This is a genomic window from [Clostridium] citroniae WAL-17108 (assembly GCF_000233455.1).
Taxonomy (GTDB): Bacteria; Bacillota; Clostridia; order Lachnospirales; family Lachnospiraceae; genus Enterocloster; species Enterocloster citroniae.
The window spans coordinates 1,038,501-1,060,296 of sequence record NZ_JH376420.1 but is presented as its reverse complement, the minus strand read 5'-3'; the positions used below and the strand labels follow the sequence as shown (position 1 = coordinate 1,060,296).

At 37.7% G+C, this 21,796-nt stretch carries 19 protein-coding genes; 2 read left to right on the top strand and 17 right to left on the bottom strand.

Annotation, left to right across the window (positions count from 1 at the left end; translation table 11 throughout):
* Positions 1-9: 9 nt before the first annotated feature.
* Together HMPREF9469_RS31920 and HMPREF9469_RS04775 are read right to left on the bottom strand one after the other, a co-directional pair.
* Entirely contained in the window at positions 10-261 is a 252-nt protein-coding gene (locus tag HMPREF9469_RS31920) for a hypothetical protein (RefSeq protein WP_007859722.1), read from the bottom strand.
* Between the two features lie 47 nt (positions 262-308).
* Positions 309-5,159, bottom strand: a complete 4,851-nt coding sequence (locus HMPREF9469_RS04775; protein WP_157140257.1) for a hypothetical protein — start codon at positions 5,157-5,159, stop codon at positions 309-311.
* 91 nt (positions 5,160-5,250) lie between these two features.
* Between HMPREF9469_RS04775 and HMPREF9469_RS04770 the strand changes: the two genes are divergently transcribed.
* Both HMPREF9469_RS04770 and HMPREF9469_RS04765 read left to right on the top strand, forming a co-directional pair.
* Positions 5,251-5,628 (top strand): hypothetical protein, encoded by a 378-nt coding sequence (locus tag HMPREF9469_RS04770; protein ID WP_040414991.1) that lies wholly within the window; start codon positions 5,251-5,253, stop codon positions 5,626-5,628.
* 275 nt (positions 5,629-5,903) lie between these two features.
* A complete protein-coding gene (locus HMPREF9469_RS04765; protein WP_007859715.1) occupies positions 5,904-7,046 on the top strand; it encodes a hypothetical protein in 1,143 nt (380 codons plus the stop codon).
* Between the two features lie 732 nt (positions 7,047-7,778).
* Here HMPREF9469_RS04765 and HMPREF9469_RS04755 read toward each other — a convergent pair.
* The 15 genes from HMPREF9469_RS04755 to HMPREF9469_RS04680 form a co-directional block, all read right to left on the bottom strand.
* Positions 7,779-11,189, bottom strand: coding sequence for a phage tail tape measure protein (locus HMPREF9469_RS04755; protein ID WP_007859712.1), 3,411 nt, complete (start codon positions 11,187-11,189; stop codon positions 7,779-7,781).
* 12 nt (positions 11,190-11,201) lie between these two features.
* The gene (locus tag HMPREF9469_RS04750; RefSeq protein WP_007859711.1) at positions 11,202-11,651 is read right to left on the bottom strand and encodes a hypothetical protein; all 450 of its coding nucleotides are present in this window, start codon (positions 11,649-11,651) and stop codon (positions 11,202-11,204) included.
* Between the two features lie 66 nt (positions 11,652-11,717).
* Positions 11,718-12,284 carry a hypothetical protein gene (locus HMPREF9469_RS04745; RefSeq protein WP_007859710.1) on the bottom strand — a complete coding sequence of 189 codons (567 nt, stop codon included), beginning with the start codon at positions 12,282-12,284 and terminating at the stop codon, positions 11,718-11,720.
* Complete coding sequence (locus HMPREF9469_RS04740; protein WP_040414989.1) at positions 12,277-12,771, bottom strand: RuvC family protein; 495 nt, start codon at positions 12,769-12,771, stop codon at positions 12,277-12,279. The genes HMPREF9469_RS04745 and HMPREF9469_RS04740 overlap by 8 nt, the downstream gene beginning before the upstream one ends.
* A gap of 2 nt (positions 12,772-12,773) precedes the next feature.
* Complete coding sequence (locus HMPREF9469_RS04735; RefSeq protein ID WP_007859709.1) at positions 12,774-12,980, bottom strand: hypothetical protein; 207 nt, start codon at positions 12,978-12,980, stop codon at positions 12,774-12,776.
* A gap of 98 nt (positions 12,981-13,078) precedes the next feature.
* A complete protein-coding gene (locus HMPREF9469_RS04730; protein WP_007859706.1) occupies positions 13,079-13,423 on the bottom strand; it encodes a hypothetical protein in 345 nt (114 codons plus the stop codon).
* 54 nt (positions 13,424-13,477) lie between these two features.
* On the bottom strand, positions 13,478-14,278 hold the full coding sequence (locus HMPREF9469_RS04725) for a hypothetical protein (protein WP_007859700.1): 801 nt from the start codon (positions 14,276-14,278) through the stop codon (positions 13,478-13,480).
* Positions 14,279-14,309: 31 nt separating this feature from the next.
* Positions 14,310-15,062 carry a hypothetical protein gene (locus HMPREF9469_RS04720; RefSeq protein WP_007859694.1) on the bottom strand — a complete coding sequence of 251 codons (753 nt, stop codon included), beginning with the start codon at positions 15,060-15,062 and terminating at the stop codon, positions 14,310-14,312.
* Positions 15,059-15,646 (bottom strand): hypothetical protein, encoded by a 588-nt coding sequence (locus HMPREF9469_RS04715; protein WP_007859693.1) that lies wholly within the window; start codon positions 15,644-15,646, stop codon positions 15,059-15,061. Before HMPREF9469_RS04715 ends, HMPREF9469_RS04720 begins: the two co-directional genes overlap by 4 nt.
* A 10-nt stretch (positions 15,647-15,656) precedes the next feature.
* Positions 15,657-16,871: a hypothetical protein gene (locus HMPREF9469_RS04710; protein ID WP_007859692.1), complete on the bottom strand. Its 1,215-nt coding sequence runs from the start codon at positions 16,869-16,871 to the stop codon at positions 15,657-15,659.
* A 309-nt stretch (positions 16,872-17,180) separates the two neighbouring features.
* A complete protein-coding gene (locus tag HMPREF9469_RS04700; protein ID WP_007859690.1) occupies positions 17,181-17,648 on the bottom strand; it encodes a hypothetical protein in 468 nt (155 codons plus the stop codon).
* Between the two features lie 16 nt (positions 17,649-17,664).
* On the bottom strand, positions 17,665-18,201 hold the full coding sequence (locus HMPREF9469_RS04695) for a hypothetical protein (protein ID WP_007859689.1): 537 nt from the start codon (positions 18,199-18,201) through the stop codon (positions 17,665-17,667).
* 61 nt (positions 18,202-18,262) lie between these two features.
* Complete coding sequence (locus tag HMPREF9469_RS04690) at positions 18,263-19,366, bottom strand: hypothetical protein (RefSeq protein WP_007859688.1); 1,104 nt, start codon at positions 19,364-19,366, stop codon at positions 18,263-18,265.
* 19 nt (positions 19,367-19,385) lie between these two features.
* The gene (locus HMPREF9469_RS04685) at positions 19,386-19,895 is read right to left on the bottom strand and encodes a hypothetical protein (protein ID WP_007859687.1); all 510 of its coding nucleotides are present in this window, start codon (positions 19,893-19,895) and stop codon (positions 19,386-19,388) included.
* A 61-nt stretch (positions 19,896-19,956) separates the two neighbouring features.
* Positions 19,957-21,582: a hypothetical protein gene (locus HMPREF9469_RS04680; protein ID WP_007859684.1), complete on the bottom strand. Its 1,626-nt coding sequence runs from the start codon at positions 21,580-21,582 to the stop codon at positions 19,957-19,959.
* Between the last annotated feature and the right edge of the window lie 214 nt (positions 21,583-21,796).

Here is a 21,796-nt window from a genome sequence, read left to right as displayed (position 1 = left end):
AGCCTCCTTTTAATATACAATAAAGGCACGGTTCCATTCTCCATCGGGAAGCATTACCTCTACAATGCTGTCAGGAGGGTAAGTGCCCCGTCCTCTAACGAGATGAGTATTTCCATTACGTTTGACCAGGTATTTGTTATCCCCGGTCTTGGAAATGATTTTACAGGATACAACAACGGGGAACTTTGCTTTCTTTATAAGACCTTCAAATAGTTCTGTTAGCAGAGCTATAAAGTCCTTTGATAGATTATTGTTTGTCATATCTCCTCCAAATAGAGTGGGAGCCCAGACAAGTGGACTCCCGGAGCCTATCTTCGTTTATAAAGTTGTTGTTGAATAGCAGATTGCATGCTGCCATCAGTCATGGATTTTAGGAAGCTATCACTATCTTTTACACGTGGCAATGTCACATTAGCTATCTCAACCTTTATATCCCCGTGTCTTACATTACTGTTGGAGACATTCGGTGGGAGAGTTGAGATACCTTTGAAGATATTTCCTTTAGTAAACATAGCATTATTGCTAAGCATTCCTGAGAATGAGGAAATGTTATCGGCGTCAAATATGAGTTGGGCACCTGAAACGTCAGCCAATTTCTCCGTATTCTGAATGGCCTGTTCCTGCTGATCAGGGTTCAAGACGACTTCATTTTCATGACCAATAATAGGAATTTCTCCATTTTTAAGATCATGTGTAGTCAGATACTTAAGCATCTTTTCTTTTTCAGATTCGCTACGTCCACCAAGACGCCCATTTAATATTCCATCAGCGTATACGCCTGGGCCCCCGGACGCACCGGAAGAGTCCCAATGACCACCGCTTGAGGATCCACCACCATTCTCTGCTTTATCCAAACTACGTAATGCTCGTTCTGCTTCTTTGCATGCATCAACAATGCTTTTGCATTTGTCTCCAATTACAGAAGCCATTTCGGCATAAACATCTTTGAAAAGACTTAATTTGCTTATTCTGGCATCAAGAAATAAACCTTCAGCATTTGTGGCAGCGGCGTTGGCTTCAGTAATGTTAGATAGCGAACTTCCAACGGAAAGAACATTATTGGCCCATTGATCAGCATACTGTAATGCAGCATCACGCCGTTGGTTTGTTGCATTTACCTCGGCACTGTTATTAGCAGTTGTATCATTGAGGGCGCTAATGTTTTCGCTTACCCTATCATTAGCATTGGTCCATTGATCCTGGTAAGTTGAAATACTATTGACACGCTCATCGTTTGCCTCAATTTCAGGAGCAATATCTCCTACAATATCATTAATAGATTCCCGGGCCTCCCGGATGCTGATTTCTCCCATCTGCCAAGCTGATACATATCGTTCAACTTCACGGATAAGCCGTTCATTGGCTTCAATTTGTTCTTCCACCCAAGAGCGATCACGATCATTTTTATCATACTTGCCGGTTATGTCTTCTAAATCACTTGTATCGCCACTGGTAACACGATCTTGCCATCCAGCGCCGAAGATAGAATTAGCCATAGCCATATCTTTAGCTCGTTGGATTGCATCAGTAATATCATTCCATGAATCCATAATTGTTTGAAGCCGGTCAATTTCATTATCATAAGAATCTAACAATGCATCGCGTGAATCCTCAATGTCCTTAATCTTGTCTTCCAGATCAGACAATTGCTTGTTCAAGAGAGCATCATCATAAGCATCTTGGGCATCACGAATAGCGCTTTGATCAGCTTCATATATAAAGCCGCCAGCTTCTTCACGGAAGACTTTAGTTGTCTTTTGATTCTTAGCCCGTTCAAGATCATATTGCTTTTGCTCTAATTCTAGCTGTTGCTTACGCTTATCGTTTGATTCCTGGAGGCCATCAATTTGTTCCTGAATAGCATCGATCTGAGCCTGCGATGTTTTTTCTGCTTCATCCCTTAGTTTTTGCTGGGCGTCAATTTGTTCTTGCAAATGGCTGGTGACACCATTTATAGCACTGTCATAATCGTTCTGCTTGTCCTGTAACTCCTCCAGCTGGTCATTGAGCTCATCATTGGCCTTCTCTAAATATTGAATGGGAAGTTCCAACATAGCCTTATTCCATTTGGCTTGATTCTGAGCACATTGGGATATTGCATTTTCGCAATTCTGGATTGCTTCAGCGGTTTCGTAATACTGGTCGGTGTTTGTTTCTCCGGCAACCTCCATGGCGATTAGATTTGCCATATATCCTTGAAGCTTATTCTGTTGGTAGGAAGCAGCCTGTTTTGAAAGACTGATTAAGTTCTTATACTGCTTTTTGGTGGATTGCAAGCCCATGGCTTCAGCTTCGTCCATTTTATTTTGGATATCAGTTATTTTATTCTCAAGAAGACCAATTTCATTATCTAACTTTGTTTGAGCTAAATCATGCGTCTTTTGCTTGGTCGTATCCAATTCACCGTTTGCTTTTTGGATCTCTTGTTTTACAGCAACCCATTTATCTTTCAATCCCTGAGCTTCTGTGACAGCATCTTTTATGGATTCAGGAACCTCATCAATGGAAAAGTTATCATCGCCGGTAATCCTATCTTGCCATTCTTGAGGTAGAGAAGAGAGGGACTGCTGGTATGCTCCATTGTAAAATTCATCCTGCTTTTTTAACGCATCAAAGTATTCCTTCTGTTTTTCAACAATGAGATTAAGAATTCTTAGCTGCTGATCATAAGGCTTCGTATTTTCAAGTACGCCATTTAAGGAGTCAATTTGGGCTTTTAGATTTTTAACTGATTCCGCAGCTGCATCAAATTCTGTTGGCTTTTTAGGCTTACTCCCTTTTGAGCCACTTTTGTTGGATTCATTACCACCAATGTAATTGACCTTGCCTTTTCCTTTATATTCGGCAGCCTTCTTTAAAGCTTCTTCAATTTCAAGCTGTGCCTGTCGAACAAGATAGTCATAGCCTTCCTTACCGCCAATATTTCCGCCAACATCGCCGCCTTGTCGTAATGTATTTAAGGCTTTTAATGCAGTATTAGCAGAACCGATTATTCCAACGAGTGCAAGTAAGTTTTCAATGTCTGCAGAGGTATCAAGGGATATTCCATTGGCAATTTCTTTTTGCAGAGCAAATCCAGCCATCGCTTGTTTTGCCTCGTCAACAACATCTGCTTCATCAAAAATTTTATTAATCTCGCTGGCAGTGGCTCCCTCAAGATTAGCTGACATCTCAGCATTGAATTTCTTCTCAAGCGCTGCGTATTCATGAGCATCGGCGAGATGGCTCATTACCAATTCTTCGGCATTTGCAACACCCATAATTTTAAGCATTGCCACGGTTACGCCCGCAGTATCTTCATTAACATCATCTAAGATGTGGGTGCTTTCAAGCCATGTGGTGATCAAGTCATTAAAAGCACTTTGACAAGCAGCAATATCTTTAGGAGAACTTGCTATTTGTTCTACGAAGTCCGTGTAGCTTTTGCCGAGTCCGCCAAATGTATCCTTGAAATTTTTATTATCAAGCAATGAAAAGTCAAACGGATCTTTTCCCTTGAGGCTTTTGTAAATCTTATCCAATTCTTCAAAACCATCAGTAAGAGCGTTTACGGCACTGATTGCTTCGGCTTTGGTTTGGGGCTTAACAATTTCCTGCTTGGATACTGTACTCTGTACAACACCAAGTTGAACTAATAATGATATCAGCTCTCCAACATTAACTTGATACCGTTTTGCTTTTGCGGATAACCGATCAAAGATATCACCATTTGCTCCATTATCCGACATAGCTTGTAAGTCCACATCCGACAAATTCAAATCCTTGATTTCAGAAACTAAATCCCCGATCCCCTCTTTGTTGGAACCAATGAGATTATTGAAATCGATAAGTCTTGTATCAGCAGCACTAAATACATCACTAATAACAGACTCGTATCCATCCCATGCACTGGAATTTTCTTCTATAGAAGCTCGGATGATCTGCAAGTTTTCATACGCTTCAGTAACGGCTTTGTCATCATACGGATTAGAACTTTTTAGTAATGCTTCATTGTATTCATTTACCGCGGCAGTGGCATCACTATATCCTTGAGAGAGGACATTATCAGCCCGTCCATAGTCCGTTTGGACTTCAGCCAATAGTGCTTCTTGGAATTGGTCTCCATACAGATTGAAGAAATCATCCTGAAGGTTCTTCATGACCCGGCTGGAAGAATCCAGTACATTTTCTACGGCACTATCATTAAATCTGCCTTGCATCTTGCTCAAGTCAGTCATGAAACTATTTGTTGTTTCTTTGGCTTGAGTAGCGTCTGCTTTAATGTATAGACTAAACAATCCATACTCTTCATTTTCCGCGATTTTTATACCATGCTTTTTGGCTAGATTTTTAATGGATATTCCAGAACTGGATTTTGATGAAATCATATCTGCCAATTGGAAGGTATTGATTTCAGTCATTTTTTGCTTGGCATCATTAATACCTAAGCGATTCTCATTTAAATATTTCTCGCTGGCAGCACGCTTGTAAGCTAGAATAGCCTCCGTCTGATCTCTATAAGCATCAGTGACGAGATTGATTTTCCCATACTCATCACCGTATTTCTCGTTTAATTCTTTTTGAAGTGCTAATAGATCACTCTTAATTTTGTATGTTTCTTCTTCACTATCTTTTGCATCATGAAGAGCTGTATGAAGTTCCTTATATCTATCCGCATAAGTGCCAATTTCTTTTGATGAGTTTTCTAGTTCGGCTGCTGCATCCGCTGTAGTCTGGCGTAATTCTTCTTGAGCCTGTTTCCATTTTGTAACTCCCAGAGTAACTGCTGATATTAAGCCGACAACTAGGATTAACGGGTTGGCCATTAGGGTAGCCCATAAACCTTGGAGCAGGAATTTGGATTGGACAATTGTTCTGGAAAACAGTACTGTTGTAGCAGACGTTACTTTTTGTGCTGTACCAAGTATTCCTGTTGCTGTAGCTATTTGATAGGTAGACATGGCTTCCTTGAGCTGTTCTGCCCGTAATCCCTTAGAATATAGTATCCTGGCGGCCAGTTGCTTATTGACTTGGGCATAAGACAAATATTCCATTGTTTTCTGGACAGTCATATCTTTTGTCAGCTCTAAGAGTTCATTTGTTATGTTTTTTAGAGATGATGATGATGTGACGGCGGCCTTGATTCCATTTATTTTTTCCCCAACTAATTCGAATGTCACAATGTGGTAGGTAGCCATACATATATGAAATAGCAGGTGCATTGCATATATTCATATGTTATAATTGGTTAAAAAGAGGGGAGGGGAAATAATGATGGTATCTCAAAAATATACTTTAAATGAACGCAAAATTTTGCAAAAAAGTAGTTCGCTTTTTACTGAAATTCGGAAAAGTAATAGTGTTCATGAAAGAAAAAGGTTAATACAAAGAATTAGCGAAGTCGGAGGATGTAGCCCTGATGAAGCAAGGGTTATAGTTGAGAAATACATCTCCTTTGAAAATAGTAATGATATGCGATTGCGCAATGAATATAAAAAAGAACATGTTGTTCGTTGCCCAACTTGTTCAAGCACAAATGTTCATAAAATATCAGAGATATCAAAGGCAGGATCGGTACTGGCTTTTGGGATATTTTCGCAGAAAGTGAAACGTCAGTTTCACTGTGATAATTGTGGATATGAATGGTAATCTATAATTATTTGTTGGCATTAGATCAAAAGAAAGATCCAATAAAAATAGCAGAAGAGTGTTCTGCGTATTTAAAACATACCGTGTTGAATAATAATAATTTTTTTGATGAAATTACCAGAACGATTACTTGGCGAAATGTATGGAGCGAATATTATCAAGAGATAGATTAGTTAAAGATATTATGAGAGAAATGAAATAGGCTATAATTTTGATGCAATTGGTTGGGATACAAATACTTTTTGCATAGAATGATTAAGAGGTAAATATACTATATGCCAAAGGAACAGTTTAAATGGATTCAAACTGCTAAAGTGGAAAAAAGACGGGACATACAGGCATCTTATGATGATTTACAAATATTATATAACAGTATTGAGAAAATTGAAAAGCAAGTACAGGAATTAAGGACCAAGAGTAAACGTGCTAGGAATTCTGGCAACAAAGCTGATGTATTAAATAACCCACTAAAGTATATTGCTATAGATAAAAAGATTGCATTTTTAAAGGAATCAATTCAAATATTGCGACAAGAAATTGATGAGATAAAAAAAACAATAAAGTATATTAATGAAAAATGTATATACTTGGAGGATAATTCAGCTTACTTGGACTCATACAATAATGCTAAGCGGAGTTATAGTACATCTCTTAATATGTTACGATTATATAGGATTAAATTAAATAGTACTTTGCAACTTAGGTCAGTTATTATTAAGTTTCCACATTATTATTTTTCAACAATAGAAAAAGCTATTATCGGAATAAATGAAATAAATGATTTTAGAGAGAGGAATAAAAGGAATCCTATCCACCCAACGGAATTAAAGAATACCCTTTCTAAAGATTGGTTTTTTAAAAATCAAAAAAGAATCAGAAATGGAAAAATGCCTGACTTAGAGATTGACTTTTATAATTTTGCAAATTTTGATTTTGGCATTGTGCCTTTAAAACAGGCAGATTGGTACAAGAGGTTAGAGGATGATATAAATAGTGGAATTCATAAGAGCATAATGGAGGGATTTCGAGATTGGTCAAAGGATCTCTATCGCCTTGATGAGTGGGTTAAAGAGAAATATAGGCAATATAAAAAACTTGATCTAGAAGAGAAAATTGCATTATATAATCTTGACAATGAATATTTTCCTCTATATAGATATTACAATTCACTGAATTGTAAACAGCGACTTGATGCAAACAAAATCCCCCCAAAAACGTTTAGACTAAACAAATATAATTGTGAGTCAAAAAATATTGATTGCTATTGTAATAAAAAAAATTACTGTATTAACAACAATGTGGAATATTCTCAGTGTGATTTCGCCAGTTTTCCTCCTCTGACCACTAGCACACAAATTAAAGAGGCTATTTTAGAAAGCGGAACTTTGTATGAAGGTATTGTAGAACTGATTATTTAGTAATATGTAGTAGAGGGAATTGAAGTTATGTTTGACATGAACCATGATAATAAAATCGACTCCCGAGATCACTATCTTTTTGATCAGGCAAGAGGTGTTGATAGAGAAAAGACACCCAAGAGGTTTTCTCTAAAACAGACGAAGAATAAAAAAGTGAAGGGACAGAAGCCCACTGGAGAATCATTACTTTGGATTATTATCTTTATATTTTTGGCTATTTTAATGTTTTATTTCCTTTTATAATTTTTAGAAAATATCACTCATTTAAGAGCACTTCGATTGCCACCGGGATAACCCGTTGCACCAGGCAATAGAAGAAGAGTACCACACGGAGCACTACTCCGACCGAAGTGTTATCCAATTTCCTTCGGCATTTGGACTGTATTTTGAATCCGCACGCAATTATCCCTGCGGGCAGACCGGCCTTGTCAGTCTCTGGGGCGATTCCATATGCTTACGCACTTAGGAAACAGCCTGCTTTCACCCATATGGGCTACCTATTGACCCTCCCTTGACCAGAAAATATTGGACTGGTGTATTGAACAGAATTTTGTTCTGAACAAGAACCTCTTACTTTTTTCTGCCTCACGGCCCCGGCTGTACAGCACACCTTTCGGTGAGTTTCGGTGAAGAGGTGTTTGGGGGAGTTCCCAGCATATTATACGCCTATGCGTCCCTTAGTTATTTATTTACGTGACGGGACATTCTCATCGTTTACTTTGTGGGAGTATATTACGCAGCATTAATGAGAAGGGCACATTCGTTGTCACGGTTACGAATTACTTTACCCGCATATTTGATACCAGCTAATAATGTCGTTAAGGTTGCAACTATAGGAAGTAGTCCTCCCATATCAGTTGCAACTTTAGTGACACTTGTCGCAAGTTCAATAAAGAATTTGATTGAATCGTCATTTAGGGTGGTCTGCCAAAGCTCTTGATACTGAGCCTGTAATTGCTTAACGCGACCAGATATTGAATCAAGATAGGTTTCGTTTTCTTTGGCTGCTGATCCAGATGAATCCAAGGAAGTTTTTAGTATGGCTTCGGCTTCGGACCAATTGTTTAAAAGCGCAGATACTCCTTGAGCTCTCATCTTACCTGCGATTAATTCAAGTAAGCCAGCTCTGGATATATCATCCATACCTTTCCACTTTTCAGCAATTCCATCCATCATTTCGTATACATCTTTGAATGTATTATCATCCTTCATTATGTCAAATCCGCCAGATCCATTTATGTTCGTCAGGGCTTTGATTTTTTCGCGAAGTTTTGATGTGGATTCTGCCATACCTTCAGTTGATTCACCCGCAGCCTCTAATTCTACTTTTGCTCCGCGTAGCCTCATGGACAATATTTTCAATGTGCTACCAGAAGTAGAACTATCTTGTAGAACTTCATTCATGGCAGCGCCCATTGCTATTGTTTTATCTATTGAAGTATTGGCGGCAGCGAGAGAGGATGAGGAATGATTTAGAATATTTCCTAGATCTTTTGATGTGACAGCAAAATTATTTGATACAGCATTTAGACGATCAACAATGCCTATTGAATCATCTGCGTTCATATTAAACGCTTTAATGGTAGAAACTAAGTCTGATGTAGCCTCGGTTATGTTAACATCGTCACCAACATTAACATAGAGTGATGATGATTTTGCGAGATTAAGGGATTCCTGTAAATTGTATCCCATCTTTTTCCAGTCAGACGAAGCCTGAACCATGTCGCTCGTAGTTTGGGCAACATCGCGCCCTTCGGCAGCTGCCTGCTTTTGAAACTTAGTGTATGTATAGGCAGTTTCATCACTGACCTTCTTGAGTTCAGTCATGGCATCATCAATGTCACGAATGATAGTAATTCCCTGTTTTAGTTCTGCCCATAATCTATAAAAAGACCCAAAACTAAAGATATATGACGATACCTTCTTAAAACTCTGAGATAAAAAGTTGAAAAATTCTTGTGTTGGACCTATGGCCTGAATAGTCTTTGTTTGATAACGAAGAAGTTCGTCATTAAGTGAATTGATGGCAATAGAATACTTACTAATATTTCCAGCAGCATCTTTTGTTTCATATGACATTCTTTTTGATTGTTCATTGAATGCAATACTTTCTGGAATAATACCTTCAGTTGCCAGAGCAAGAGCGCGCATCTCTTTTTCCAGTATAATTATGTTCTGTGGATTAGTCGAAAAGACGCCGGTCTCTGCGCCGGTTAAGTTATATTTTTTATTACTTAATTCACTATTGATTTTTGCTATCTCTGTTTCATATTTCTTTGCAGATATGCTACCATTCTCCCAGGCAGTCGCCAGATGATTAGCCTTATCACTGGCACTTTGAACTGCACGCCCATAGCCAATTACTTTACCTTCAGCCGCAGCATAGGATGATAACATCCTGTTAGTCTCTGCTATAATCCAACTTTGGTTATAATTATTTTCTTGTTCTTTCCTTAAGTTAGCATAAGCTTCTTGCTGTGCAACTCCATCTTTTAAAAGCTTTTCCCGTGTCTCCCAATATGAATTCTCTCGTTCGTCTAAGAATAAGAGTTCTTTTTGGAGCGCAATTTCATTTTGTTTCTGCTTTTCCTGTACATCATCTAACTCTTTAGTAGCTTTAGTTTTTTTCTCAAGTTTATCAATATCAGTATCCAACGTGGAATCGATAGAAGCGGTGGGGGCATCTAACTTATCCCTTTCTTTTTCAGCTTCATTCAATTGGTTAATGGCTTCCGTGGTGTTTTCTATATTAGTGATATGATCATCGGATAATGATGATGTTTTTGATAAAGCTTCATCAGATTCTGCCTGGCGCTGCATTGCTTCGGTTAAATTTTCAATGGCGTCAGTTTTTGCCTCTATTTTAGATTCATCACTATCTGGATTAAGGGAATTTTCCACTTTTTCAATAGCAGGAACAGCTTCCTCAGCAGTAGACTCCAATTGATTGAGTTGATCTATTGTGGATTTAAATACTTCTTCTAATGATTCGTCAACTGTAAATTCATCTTTTAAGAAACTCTGGATTTCTTTTAGCTCATCTTGGAAGCCAAAGAACTCATCACCTTCTAAAGAAAGCTTCGATAAATCACCCTCAGAAAAGTGTTCCAGTAAAGCCATCATCTTTGTGAGGTCTGAAATGCTCCTACTGCTTAATCCATAAAAGCCATCATCGCTATCATTAGCCTGAGAAAATATTTTGTCAATCTTCACGAATACTTCTTCGGCAGTAGCCCCATATTTGTCAAATAACTGAGCAGATGAAGTAAGTTGCTTATGTGAAGTTTCTAGCGTTTCGGAAGTCTTTCCTTTAATGAGGCCGAGCTTCATTAAATAGTCTTGAGCAGATGATTCGATAGCATTAAATTTACTAATAAGATCCGGGAAAACAAACTCATCGAATTTGCCTTCTCTCATTATTTTGTTAGCAGATTTTTCATAATCCTTTAACGCTACCAATATATTTTCTTTTTCTTTATCAGCAGCAGTATAGAGTTCATCAGCCATTAATCTTTTTGATTCTTTTAATGCTTCCTTTTGCGCATTTACATCGGATCCATTAAATTTTGTAGACCAATCGCTTTTTGGAAGAAAGGGTTTTACTTTTGTATCTATTTGTAGAATTTTTTCTTTTAAAGCTATTTGTTGTTGCAGTAGCTCAATATTGGCTCTTGCTTTGCTTATAGATGGTCCATCATCCATCCATACTTGCTTTAAGGCTTTATGTTTTGATGTGTTTTCGCCTAGTCTAGCAAGAAGTTTCTCTCTGGCGATTAGCTGCTTAGAAAATGAATCGGTCTGTAATGATGGAAGATCATAGTTCATTCTGGCTTTTGCTATCTGCCGATCAATTTTCTTTTGTGTTTCTTCCCATAACTCAACATCACGCAAGTTGAATTGGATCTTGGGGATGTAATTGATGACCCTTTTATCAATATTAGCTTTTCTTTTAGCTATAATACGATCAATTTCATCAAACTCTTTTGTGAATTCTTTTACAAATCCACCGAGATTAACTTTAATTGGTTCTTCAGCATTCTTCTTGGTCTCATCTATTTCGCCATTTACCTTACGGAGAGCTTTAATAATATCATCATCATTAAAACCTCCTTTAAATTCAATATCTACTCCTTTATTAGCCACTTTTACCTCCTATTAAAAAGGGCATGATCCCACAATTTTTTTAGCGCTCTCAATAGCTTTGGATTTAATATCTTTGTCATTATACAAATTGATATAATCTATTATTCTTTTCATTGGAGCAGGGAGGGAGATTTTGACCTTTGCTGTACCGTGTTTTCCCATTATAATAGCACCAACAAAAATATACTCAGTCGGATCTCTATACCAATCCTCCATATAAGCACTTCTTATTGAAAACAATATTGATGGTTCTGAAAACGAATACCTTCTTGTTATATGAATGGCATTGTAAAGTCCATAGTTACGTTTATAATAGATTGGATCGTAATCAGCATAAAAATCATCAATAATTTTCCAAGCCATCCATTCTAATTCAGTGGCTAATAGTTCCAAATATTCAATATTACATTGTCGATAGTAGTTTTTTAACCAGTTAATTTTCTTTTCAGACATATATTTCATGATTACCTCCAATAAATAAGTCTGGCGGCTATGACCCCGACAGACTCTAAATTAAGTATTTAAGTTCTATTTCAATAGTTTAATCATACTATTCTTGAGATTATCCTTTTGGCTTTCATTGAGGTTATTCATTTCTGACTGGATTGTGTTCGCGAGTGGCCTGAAAGCTGAACTGATCAATGTCCCGAAACGTGTTATCTGGTTTGAAAGCTGAACAACCAAATCGTTCTCTGTGGCCATATTTTCCAAGTATAGATCCCTTATTTTTTCCAATTCTTTGTAGTCAGCGCCAATTTGACGCTTAAGTACGTTCCATAATTCACAAGACTGGAAAATATCGTAGGTGCGGAAACCGGCTGTTCTATCATTTTCTTTTTTATCAATTTCTAGATCAGTGTATAGGGATAGGATTATAATATGGAAATTGATATGGAGGCACAGTGCATTAGGGATTTTCAATCCATCTTTCTCATCGAAGGCCACCCCTAATAGTTCTTGGATAATAGATACTTTTTCAGTGACTGGAACATAAGACCTTTTAATAATACTACGTACTAAACTATTTCGGTCACTTTCCTTTTTACAATTAATATATTGGGTTGTAAATGTAGATACGGTCATTTTTTTATTCATTAAATATCTCCTTTAAGTCCGGGTTGTATTTGTTAATAGCAGCAATTCCAATTAAAATCGATTCTGCGACATCATCATTTACTGTGATATTAAATATACTTTTTACCATTTCAATCGCCGCGATCTTCAGTTCATTTTTACGCTTTCCCTTACTTTTAATTCCTACTAAGGACCTCCAACTGGATGGCCTAATAAATTCGCAATCGGCACCGTGTGATATTGCCCAAGAATATACAACGCCTTGAAGCCGGACAAGAAGACGCTGAGTATGCGGATTCCTTGGATTGGCCGCCTCTTCCATATATATGATATCTGGATTTAGGGTGTCCAGTTCTCTCAATATAGCTAAACACATTTTATTAAAGCGAGAGTCAGCAATTTTATCATCATATTGGATAAGAGTGGAAGATTGGTATTCACCGTTTAAAAAGTATGAAATCCCTGTAGAAGTAGTAGATGCGTCAATGGAACATAACCTGCAGTCCATATTTATGTCAGATCATGCCTACACCATTTGTCGTACAATGGCTTAGAAGCAGCCCTGTCGAATGCGAAGACAAGTGTGCCATTTGAGCAAAATAAATCAACGAGTGGACAGTTTTTTAAAACATAGAAGTATGCTTGCTTGGTATTGTAAATTAGTATTACATCTTCAGCTTCGTAATAGTGTTTAAAAATATCAGAATATTCTCTCATTCATTCTCCTTTAATTCAGCGTAAAAAGTAAGGCATGCAAAAACTATACTCGTGACGAGTTAGATGCATGCCTTTTGGCTTAGATCAATTCTCGTCACTTAAATCTGCGTCTTGGGTTTTCGATGCTTTAATACTTTATCACTTGATTCGTTTTCGGGGCTGATAATATCATCCTCTCCATCAGGTTTAAAGAGTTCGCGGAGTACAGCGCCCGTCTGAGTGTTGAATCTTTCATAACCCTCCGTATTTGTTTTTGCCAGCATCTCTAAAATTTTGTCCTTTGGTAACTTCCCATTCACATAATCCCGAACCAACTCAAAAATCTTGAAGTGATCCACTGAACAATGCATGGTTCGCCATGGCGTATAGCCAACGTCTGTAGGGCAATGAATGCATAAATCATAGGTTTTCCCGCAGCAGATACATTTTTGTTTTCTTGGCATAGATGTCTCCTATATAAATTAAGAAGAGATGGTGTTACCATCCCTCCTTAACGATTAGTCTTGACTCACTAATATTTCAAACAGCTTAGACTCTTCTTCATTGCAATAATCTGGACGGATTAAATATGTAGCAGAGTGCTTGCTATCGGATTTCAAGCCGATTTCTACGCTGCTTGGATCAATTTGGGCATTTTCGGCCACTATAACACCGGCATACTTTACATTCTCATTACAAGGATCATGAAAGATTGCATGCATCCAGATGGTCTTAATCTCCGGAATGCCATCGCTGCGTTTAGATACCGAAGCACCGGTAGAAGTCTCTCTGACATAACTCACAAAAACTCGTCCAGTTACTCCTTTGGGCAATGTGATTACTTTGTCCGCCAGAGAGAACTTTTTGTCATCTGCAGAAGCTGCCGTATCAAGGATGTATGTTTCTCCAAAAGTCTTATTTGCATTTACTACTTTCACATACTTTACAGTACCTGTAATAGGAGTGTAATGTAATTCCGCAGTGGGAGCTTCAGCGGTCCCGCCCACTTTAATGATTTCGGATGTCGGTATTTTTAGTTTTGCATCTTCACCCGCAACCACTTTTTCTGATCCAAACTGAGTAGCAGCTAAATCAAGAGAGAAAAGTGAGTTGGTAAAACTTAATTGTGCTTGCTGATTCCGATAAAAAGTCATGATCGGTGTTCCCATAGCGTCAGTAACATCAGTTCCTTCTGCTGATGTTTGAAGCGATGGCTCTTCAATCTGAGTGTATCTACCGGTTAATTCTAAGGTCTGAGGATCATATTCCTCAATAGCCCGAATTTTCTCCAATATTAATTCATTTGGATTAAAAACCATAATTTGTCTCCTTTCAAAGAAAAGGGATGAGTTAGTATAAACCGCCCATCCAATTGAGTTGTTTTTGATCAACTTCTTTTAAATTTATTCCAAAACCTGAATACCCACTTTGAAGTAACAGGCTTGCATTTTTTATTTTCCCTATCCTCATAACACTATCCATGAATACGTTTATTTTAAGATTCCATACTTCATTATGGTTATACTTAAATCCTTCGCTATTGACCATGGCTGATATCATGTTTAGTAAAGAGGAATGCTTATGATTACGGCTTTTAATCAAAGCTTCATCACGAGCATCTTCTATTAAAACCATCTTCGTACTTTCATTAGCTGGTATGGCTACATTCTTTTCTAGAAAATGTACTTTGCGTAGGTAATCAACAAGAATTTCATATGTACATTCGTCAATATACCAGCTACCATCAGGATACTCCATAACGATCTCACCTTTATTATTTGGATGAGCTTTCAGACGGAATTTTGTGAAATCCAGTCTGCCGAAAATAATAGATGTTTTTTCTGGTGGGAACATCTTAGATATAAGCTGCGAAAAAAGAACATAGTCAGAGATGGTCGTATAATCAAATCCAAGGTCCCATAACTGATAGCATAGATCGGTGGGAGTAGCAGCTAGAAAATGAATGAGCGAAAAGTATTCATCTTCACCATAATTGCATATTTCATCAAGTGTTGGAGTATGGACAACGATATGTTCATTGATTACATAATCCTCCCCACGGTATATGCGCAGTTCTTCACTTCCGGATGAGAATAAGCTCATGCATACCACTCCTCATCTGGATCATTATTACAGAAATAGGTTTCACCATTTGTCATGTCTGTCTTGGCAATTCCATTGGGGAGTTCGCATTCAAATATTAGTGTTCTGGTGGCGTAGTTAAGGTCAGTAGTACTGGCCTTGTCTTGAACAATTTTACATTTCATTCCAAAGGCTTCAGACCAATTAATGTCTCTGGTTAACAACGCAGATATTAAATCATGGCGGGCTATACCGCTTTGTGGGTGAATAATGTCAGACTTATTTATGCATATATAAAATATAATTTGCATGGTTTTATATATTTCACTATATCTAGGTGTTTCAAAGAATGAAGTTTCAAAGCACAGGTAGTTGTGCACTTCCGCGTTTGAACTATCTACAATATAGCAGGGTAATACATATTTTCCAAAAAAGTCCTCTGCTTCATAATCATCCTCGGCGGCATTAAGCAAATATAATATATCGTTATTTGCCAGTATCTTCTTTTTTATAATATCTTTAATTCTGATATTATCTGAATCTGGAAGAGACAGGAATTTTGTGAAATCCATAGTTGGTTGAGGATTCGTTATAAATACTCCCATACAATACTCCTTATAAACTTAAAATCTCAAGTCCAATATATGCCTTCTCATCACCTGCAGGGTTATGAGCTTCTACCATAAGTATTTTGGTGAGATAATTGAAGTCACCTAAAAACTGTATCTTGATCACATTTGGTAGGATATTATTATCAGAATCATAAACGGGGATCATATCAACTAAGTTAGAAACATCATTGTTATCAATTGAGAAATTCCAGTCATTGATCATAGTTGTAATAGATTTGTTTTCAGAACCATTCGGATTCATCCATTGCACTTGTACCTTCTTATGGCCTCCACCAACTCGTATGTTCTTTGTACTAACGATCATGTTACCGTGAATGCCAGAGACAGAGGAATCAGATGGCAGGGTAGGAGAGATGGGTGATAAATAGTAATCAGCATACATTTCGCCGGTGTCAAGATTGACATAATCAATATCGCGGTTAAATGTGTCTTGATAAAGTACCAAGCGATTTATACCATACGGCAAAGTATTTTCTACCTTACTTACCGCCCATGTTAATGGACAGTCAATTGGTGCAGAGACTATAAGCCGTTTATCATATGTCAGTTTTTCTGAAATGGAATTCATAGGAAGCCATAATACTGTTTGGTTCTCCACTCGTGTAAAAACTCTATCTGTATAAACCCCTGCGTTGTAACTGTTTCTCATTCTTTCAACAGCCCACATATGCCGGAGCAATCTTGAACTGCCACTTTCATCGATCCAATGTAATAAATAATTTGTCGGATAAACACAGTACTTATCAAAAGAAAGATCATAGCGACTTCCGTCCTCGGCTATTAACCAACGGCGATAAGAGCCTTTTCTATCGGGGATATCAATATAAAGTCCAATAGGAAACTGGGCTCCATATTTCTTTTCATATGATTGCTCATAATAATCAAGTGAACAGGAATATGATGGCTTAAACTGTATGTGGTAACTAACCTGGTCTTTTCCATCTGCGTTGTAGGAATGTACGATGAATTTAATGTGAACGGGTATCTTCAATGAATCTTTTGGTGAGTTCAGCTTATATGCCATAGATGATTCGTTATCATGAAAATAGTCATATATGTAAGCAATGCGACTTTGAGGATCACCATCCCACGTTGACTCCATGATAAGATCTGATGCTTCACTGCGTATTTCTCCCAGGGACACAGCTGATCCATCTTGATTTCTGTATATCTCCTTTAACTTAGATAATGAAGGCATGTTATTCCTCCTTTATCATGTCGGTTATAGAGTGCGCATCAAGCACTAATTTTCTGTACATTTTAAAGTCACAATCGGGAGAATCATTCATATCCCTTATGGCTTGTAGAAGGCTTAGTAAAGTGACTAATTCGGCAGGTTCGTTTAAAAGCTTGTTCAATCCAGATATGCGTATCATCAAAGACTTTATATAACTTGATAAATGGGGATACTGTTGTTCTTTGTAAAGCAAAAGCCAGTGGATGGAATTATGCAGATTCTCCTTCTGCTGATGAATCTGTTCAGCCGAAAAAGTTCCATATATATGCTTCACTTTTGTTCCCCTCTCTTTGAGATAACGTCATAGTCGTACCCGAAACTTCTGATTAATTTGCGTTGATCATTCTTGATTTCTCTATTCCGGCTTTGCAATTGGGCTAAGTGGTTGGATTGGGAATAGAATTTTTCTTCTTTACCACCGTACATTTGCTCCAGATTTTCTGTTGAATTTAACTTTGGACGCATCCATTCAACCAGCATTCCTAGCGAAAGAATATCTACAATAAAATCTGAATCAAAGTTATCGTCAATGCTTTGGAATAGAACAGCATCAATTTTGGTTGTCTCATCGCTCATTGTAAATTCTTTGAACAATTTTCTCACATATGGTTTTGAGGCAGCTGCATGGAGCCATTCACACATATTTTCATTTGCCATCTCTTCAGGAAGAGATATCAGTTTATAGTCTTTTTGCTTTCCCAAAAAATATGAGAATATATCTTCATAAAAGAGTGTCATATGGCCACCCTCTGACTTAGATCATTGCTTTAAAATCGGTCCCGCAGATAGAATCAATGATCTCAATCTTTTTAATACTATCAAAGTTATTCTTGGAAACCAGACTACCAACCTTAGATTTAATCAGGTTCTTGAGGACCGCGGGGGCAGATCTTAATTCATTTTCAAATTTCTGATTAGGAAGGGAGAGAAAAGTATTTATATCATCTTCACTCCATAGCTTTTCGTATATTTCATGCAGCTCCTGGAAAAATGGATCATTTAAGAAATCCTCATCTTCAATAATAAGAAGTGGCTCAAATATATAATCGGATGTCTCCATAAATGCAGTTTTTAAATCCACATATTGAACATATTTGACATCACCCATTTTAGCCCAAAAGTAATGGACGCCTGATTCACCATTAAAAGTTAGCCTTCCTAAGAAGTAGGAGCGGCAGGGGATCATATCACCGGGTTTGAATTCTTTCTGCTTTACCACTTCAAGCTGTTCGGAGTTTGCAGGATCCGCCTTGGCGGCTGGCTTTCTGGCTGTTGTTTGTCTTGCTGGCATTATTATCTCCTTTATATCAATAAAATGGCGGCAACCATCCTTTGACAGTTGCCACGTCAAATTAGTCGGCTATTTTAACCGTACCAAACCTTGTACCGGCAGTTACTATACCCAGGCCAAACTTACGGCTGATCTCGTAGTCATAAGTGTGATCCATATGAGTAGCCCTATCTGTGATTTCATAAATCTCAGTATCGCCTTCATCATACCACTTAATGAATTGTCCGCTATCGGGCATAATGTATAGGATATCATCATCTACCAAATATTTACTGGTGTCATTGTCCTCAAAGGCATTTGGGATTTCAATGATATCATATTTAGTCCATTTTCCAAGGCGCCCAAGACTGTAAACATCCGACTTTGCACTTTCCGGTGCCCAGTCAACATCGGCCATGTCTGTAAGGCGTGCTAAGCCAACAGCTGTACCTATAATAATGGGCTGTTTGCCAGTAGCCATGGCTACATCTTGGCAAAGTTTATCAAAGTTCTTTCTGTCAGCCTTCTGCATCTGAGATGCAATATTCCACTGATCTGGATTAGGCAGCATTTTACCGGCAGACTTAATTGCGGAATAGATTAAAGTATTGATGCGTTTAGTATAGGCTTTAGCAATCTTTTCGATTAAAGCAGACCAATCTTCAAGTCCCATTAAGTAAGCCTCAGCCTCGCAATAGAATTTTGCACCATAAGACTTAACACTTACGGTAAACTCTTTACCCTTTCCAGGTCTCTGACGAGTGATCATGTGGTTACTTGCGGAAATCTCACTTACAATGAAATCAGTATTTTCCGGTACGGAGAACCGATTGCTCTGCCCCAAAGCCATTGTACGGTACTCTACATACTTAACAAAAAACGGTTGATCCTGCCAGCCAGTAATGATCGTATCCTCAATAGTCTCGGCAACTAACTCAAACATTGCTTCCCTATTAGCGGTTTTCTTCAGTGATTTCTTTACTTCTCTAATGGTAGGATTATTGCTAATTCCCATTACCTTGCGTACATTTTTCAGGATTATTCTATTAGCATCCTCTGTACTATATTTGACTACAGCTCCCTTAACGGTATCAGAACATAATTTTGAAAATTCTATGTAATCGGGAGCACTGAACACGGCCTTGATGTTGTCAGCGCATGCATCGTAATTAAAGTCTAATCTCATTATTCAAATACCTCTTTCATTAGGCGTTTTTAAGTACCATGGCACGGTACTTCCCATTAGTTGCAATGTCATACACATGAGCAGCAAATGCACTGTCACCAGGGGCATCTGCGACCTGAAGTTTTGTTTTGCCAGCTTCAAGAATCAGGTACTTTCCAATTGCGGCATCATCCGCATTTGTACCCAATGCTTCCTTTGAAATAGCAAACTTATCATATGGCTTCATATCGTAGCATCGCATAACGTCATCTTTGGCATTGTAAAACCGGGCCTCATCTTGGAACATTTCGGTATAATCTTCATAAATAACAACGGATGTTCCTACTAAAAAAACGTGGTCGGTCGCAGCTGGAGACTTGGAATACCATACATCAAGATTTTTGGCATCATGATCACCTAATGCAACAACATTACCGTTATCAATATCTTCGTGAGCGCGCAGGTTTAAAATATGTGCACCACCATTTGTGGCGAGCATAAGTGAGGTTTCAACCGCGCCATGTGTAGCTCCTAAATTATAATTAGTCATAAAAAATATCTCCTTTCATTTTGACAATAAAAAAGAAAGCTCTTAAGCTTTCAAAATCAGATTAGGGCTCTAAATCATCAAATAGAGAACCATATGGTTTATCTTCAATGTCGGTTAGATTGAAGGCAACGCGGTTGGTTGTTTTTGGTTTATAAGAGAATGTTCCCTCCTTGAGGACATACTCAGCAAGCAAAATCTTTGCTTTATCTTCAAGTTCTTTAACCGAGTAGTTGTCAATGTCATTTGTAAGTGTTTTAAATGCTTCATCTCCTGTAAGAACAGAATATTTTTCATCTTTTAATATGGTCAGCTTCTCATTGCGGCTGCTGTTCAGTTCATACTCATTCAACTTCTTTTCATAAACAGAGTAATTAGAACGCATGGATTCTAATTCTGCTTTTTCTGATGCCGTTAGGAGCTCCTTATAAAGTTCATACCGTTCTCCATCAAGCGAAATATTATCTTTTTCTTGTGTATATTTCTGTCCCCAGATCCGGCCGCTTGCCCACCCCTCAAAAGCAAAATAATCATTATAGACAGCAGATATGTAATAATAATCATTGTCCATTTCATCAAAGGGTTCAATTAGCTTATATAGTGCGTATCTGATGTCTTCGTGCGACAATTCAAAACTAATGTTGGTCATGTTGTTAACTGTATTAAGTTTTTTTGTTGGTAACGGATTGTCATGCTCAAACGTATCATTTAGAGGAGTATCCGGATTTGATTCCATGTTAGAATTATCTGTGATACTGTCAAAAGCCATAGCAAAGGCGGCTTCGAGTTCTGTATCTGTTAAACCTTCATATTCAAATTCTATATCCTTTAAATCCACATCGTATTTAGCAAGTAATTCATCAAATTTTGTCAAATTTTCACCGCCTTTCAAATTTTCTTGCTGGGTTTTTAATTCTTCTATAGCCATGATGGCCTGATTAAGTCTTTCAAGCAGACAATTATATTTCTCTTCATCACCAGGAATGGAAGAGAAGTGGCTATTATTTTGTTTACTGAAGCTTTCTATAGATATCTCGCTTCCAACCATTCCTTCTCCGATTTCGATACCAGTATCGGGATCTGTTCCAAGAATTGTTGCTCCATTAAAATAAAAGTCAGTAATTTCTAAATATTTGTCTTTTGCATTAAATGAAAACTCATTTACCACCAGTTCACAGCTCATTTTCTTGGAGCCGGATTTTCTTAATATGGAAGCAGCCTGGTTCCCATAATCTTCATATACATACCCATCAGCAAGGACATAAGTCTTTTTATTGATACTGTCGTATTCAAGGCGGGCGTTGCATGACTCAGGGAAGACCCCTACAGGTCTTTCGATATATGTAATCGTGTCATCCTCATTGATTTCCATATCATGTGCATGAAAATCAGCAACTCCATCATCATTCACGATTATGTGACCAAGTATTGGCCTGTTGAAGAGAGAGGGGAGTGCCTTGTTCATATTTTCTTCTGAAATAAATGAGTTGTTGCGATTGAGTTTGGTATGGCATACTTTCATATGTACAGGCATCAGCCCTTTAGCCGATTCCGTTGAAGCTGAAAAATAGGCGGGGACTTGTACACATATACCATCCGAACCAGATGTCTTAGCGCAAAACTGAATGTCTTTATTTTGTTTAAGAAAGAATTCATAGAGATTATCTAAAGTAAGTAATTTTTCCTTCAAGCTTTACCTCCTTTCTGCAGATTTGCCCAGAATATGGGGACTAGATTTCAAGCTTGTTAGAAAAACTAAGCTTTTTGAGATCATTTGCAAACTTTACATCTATTGATTTAGAAGCATCATTTACGAATGTGTATATACCAGCAACTTCTGAAATCAAAACGAATCCAGAATCCAATAGCCGTTTGGCCGTTTCACAGTCGCTTGTTTTTATAAA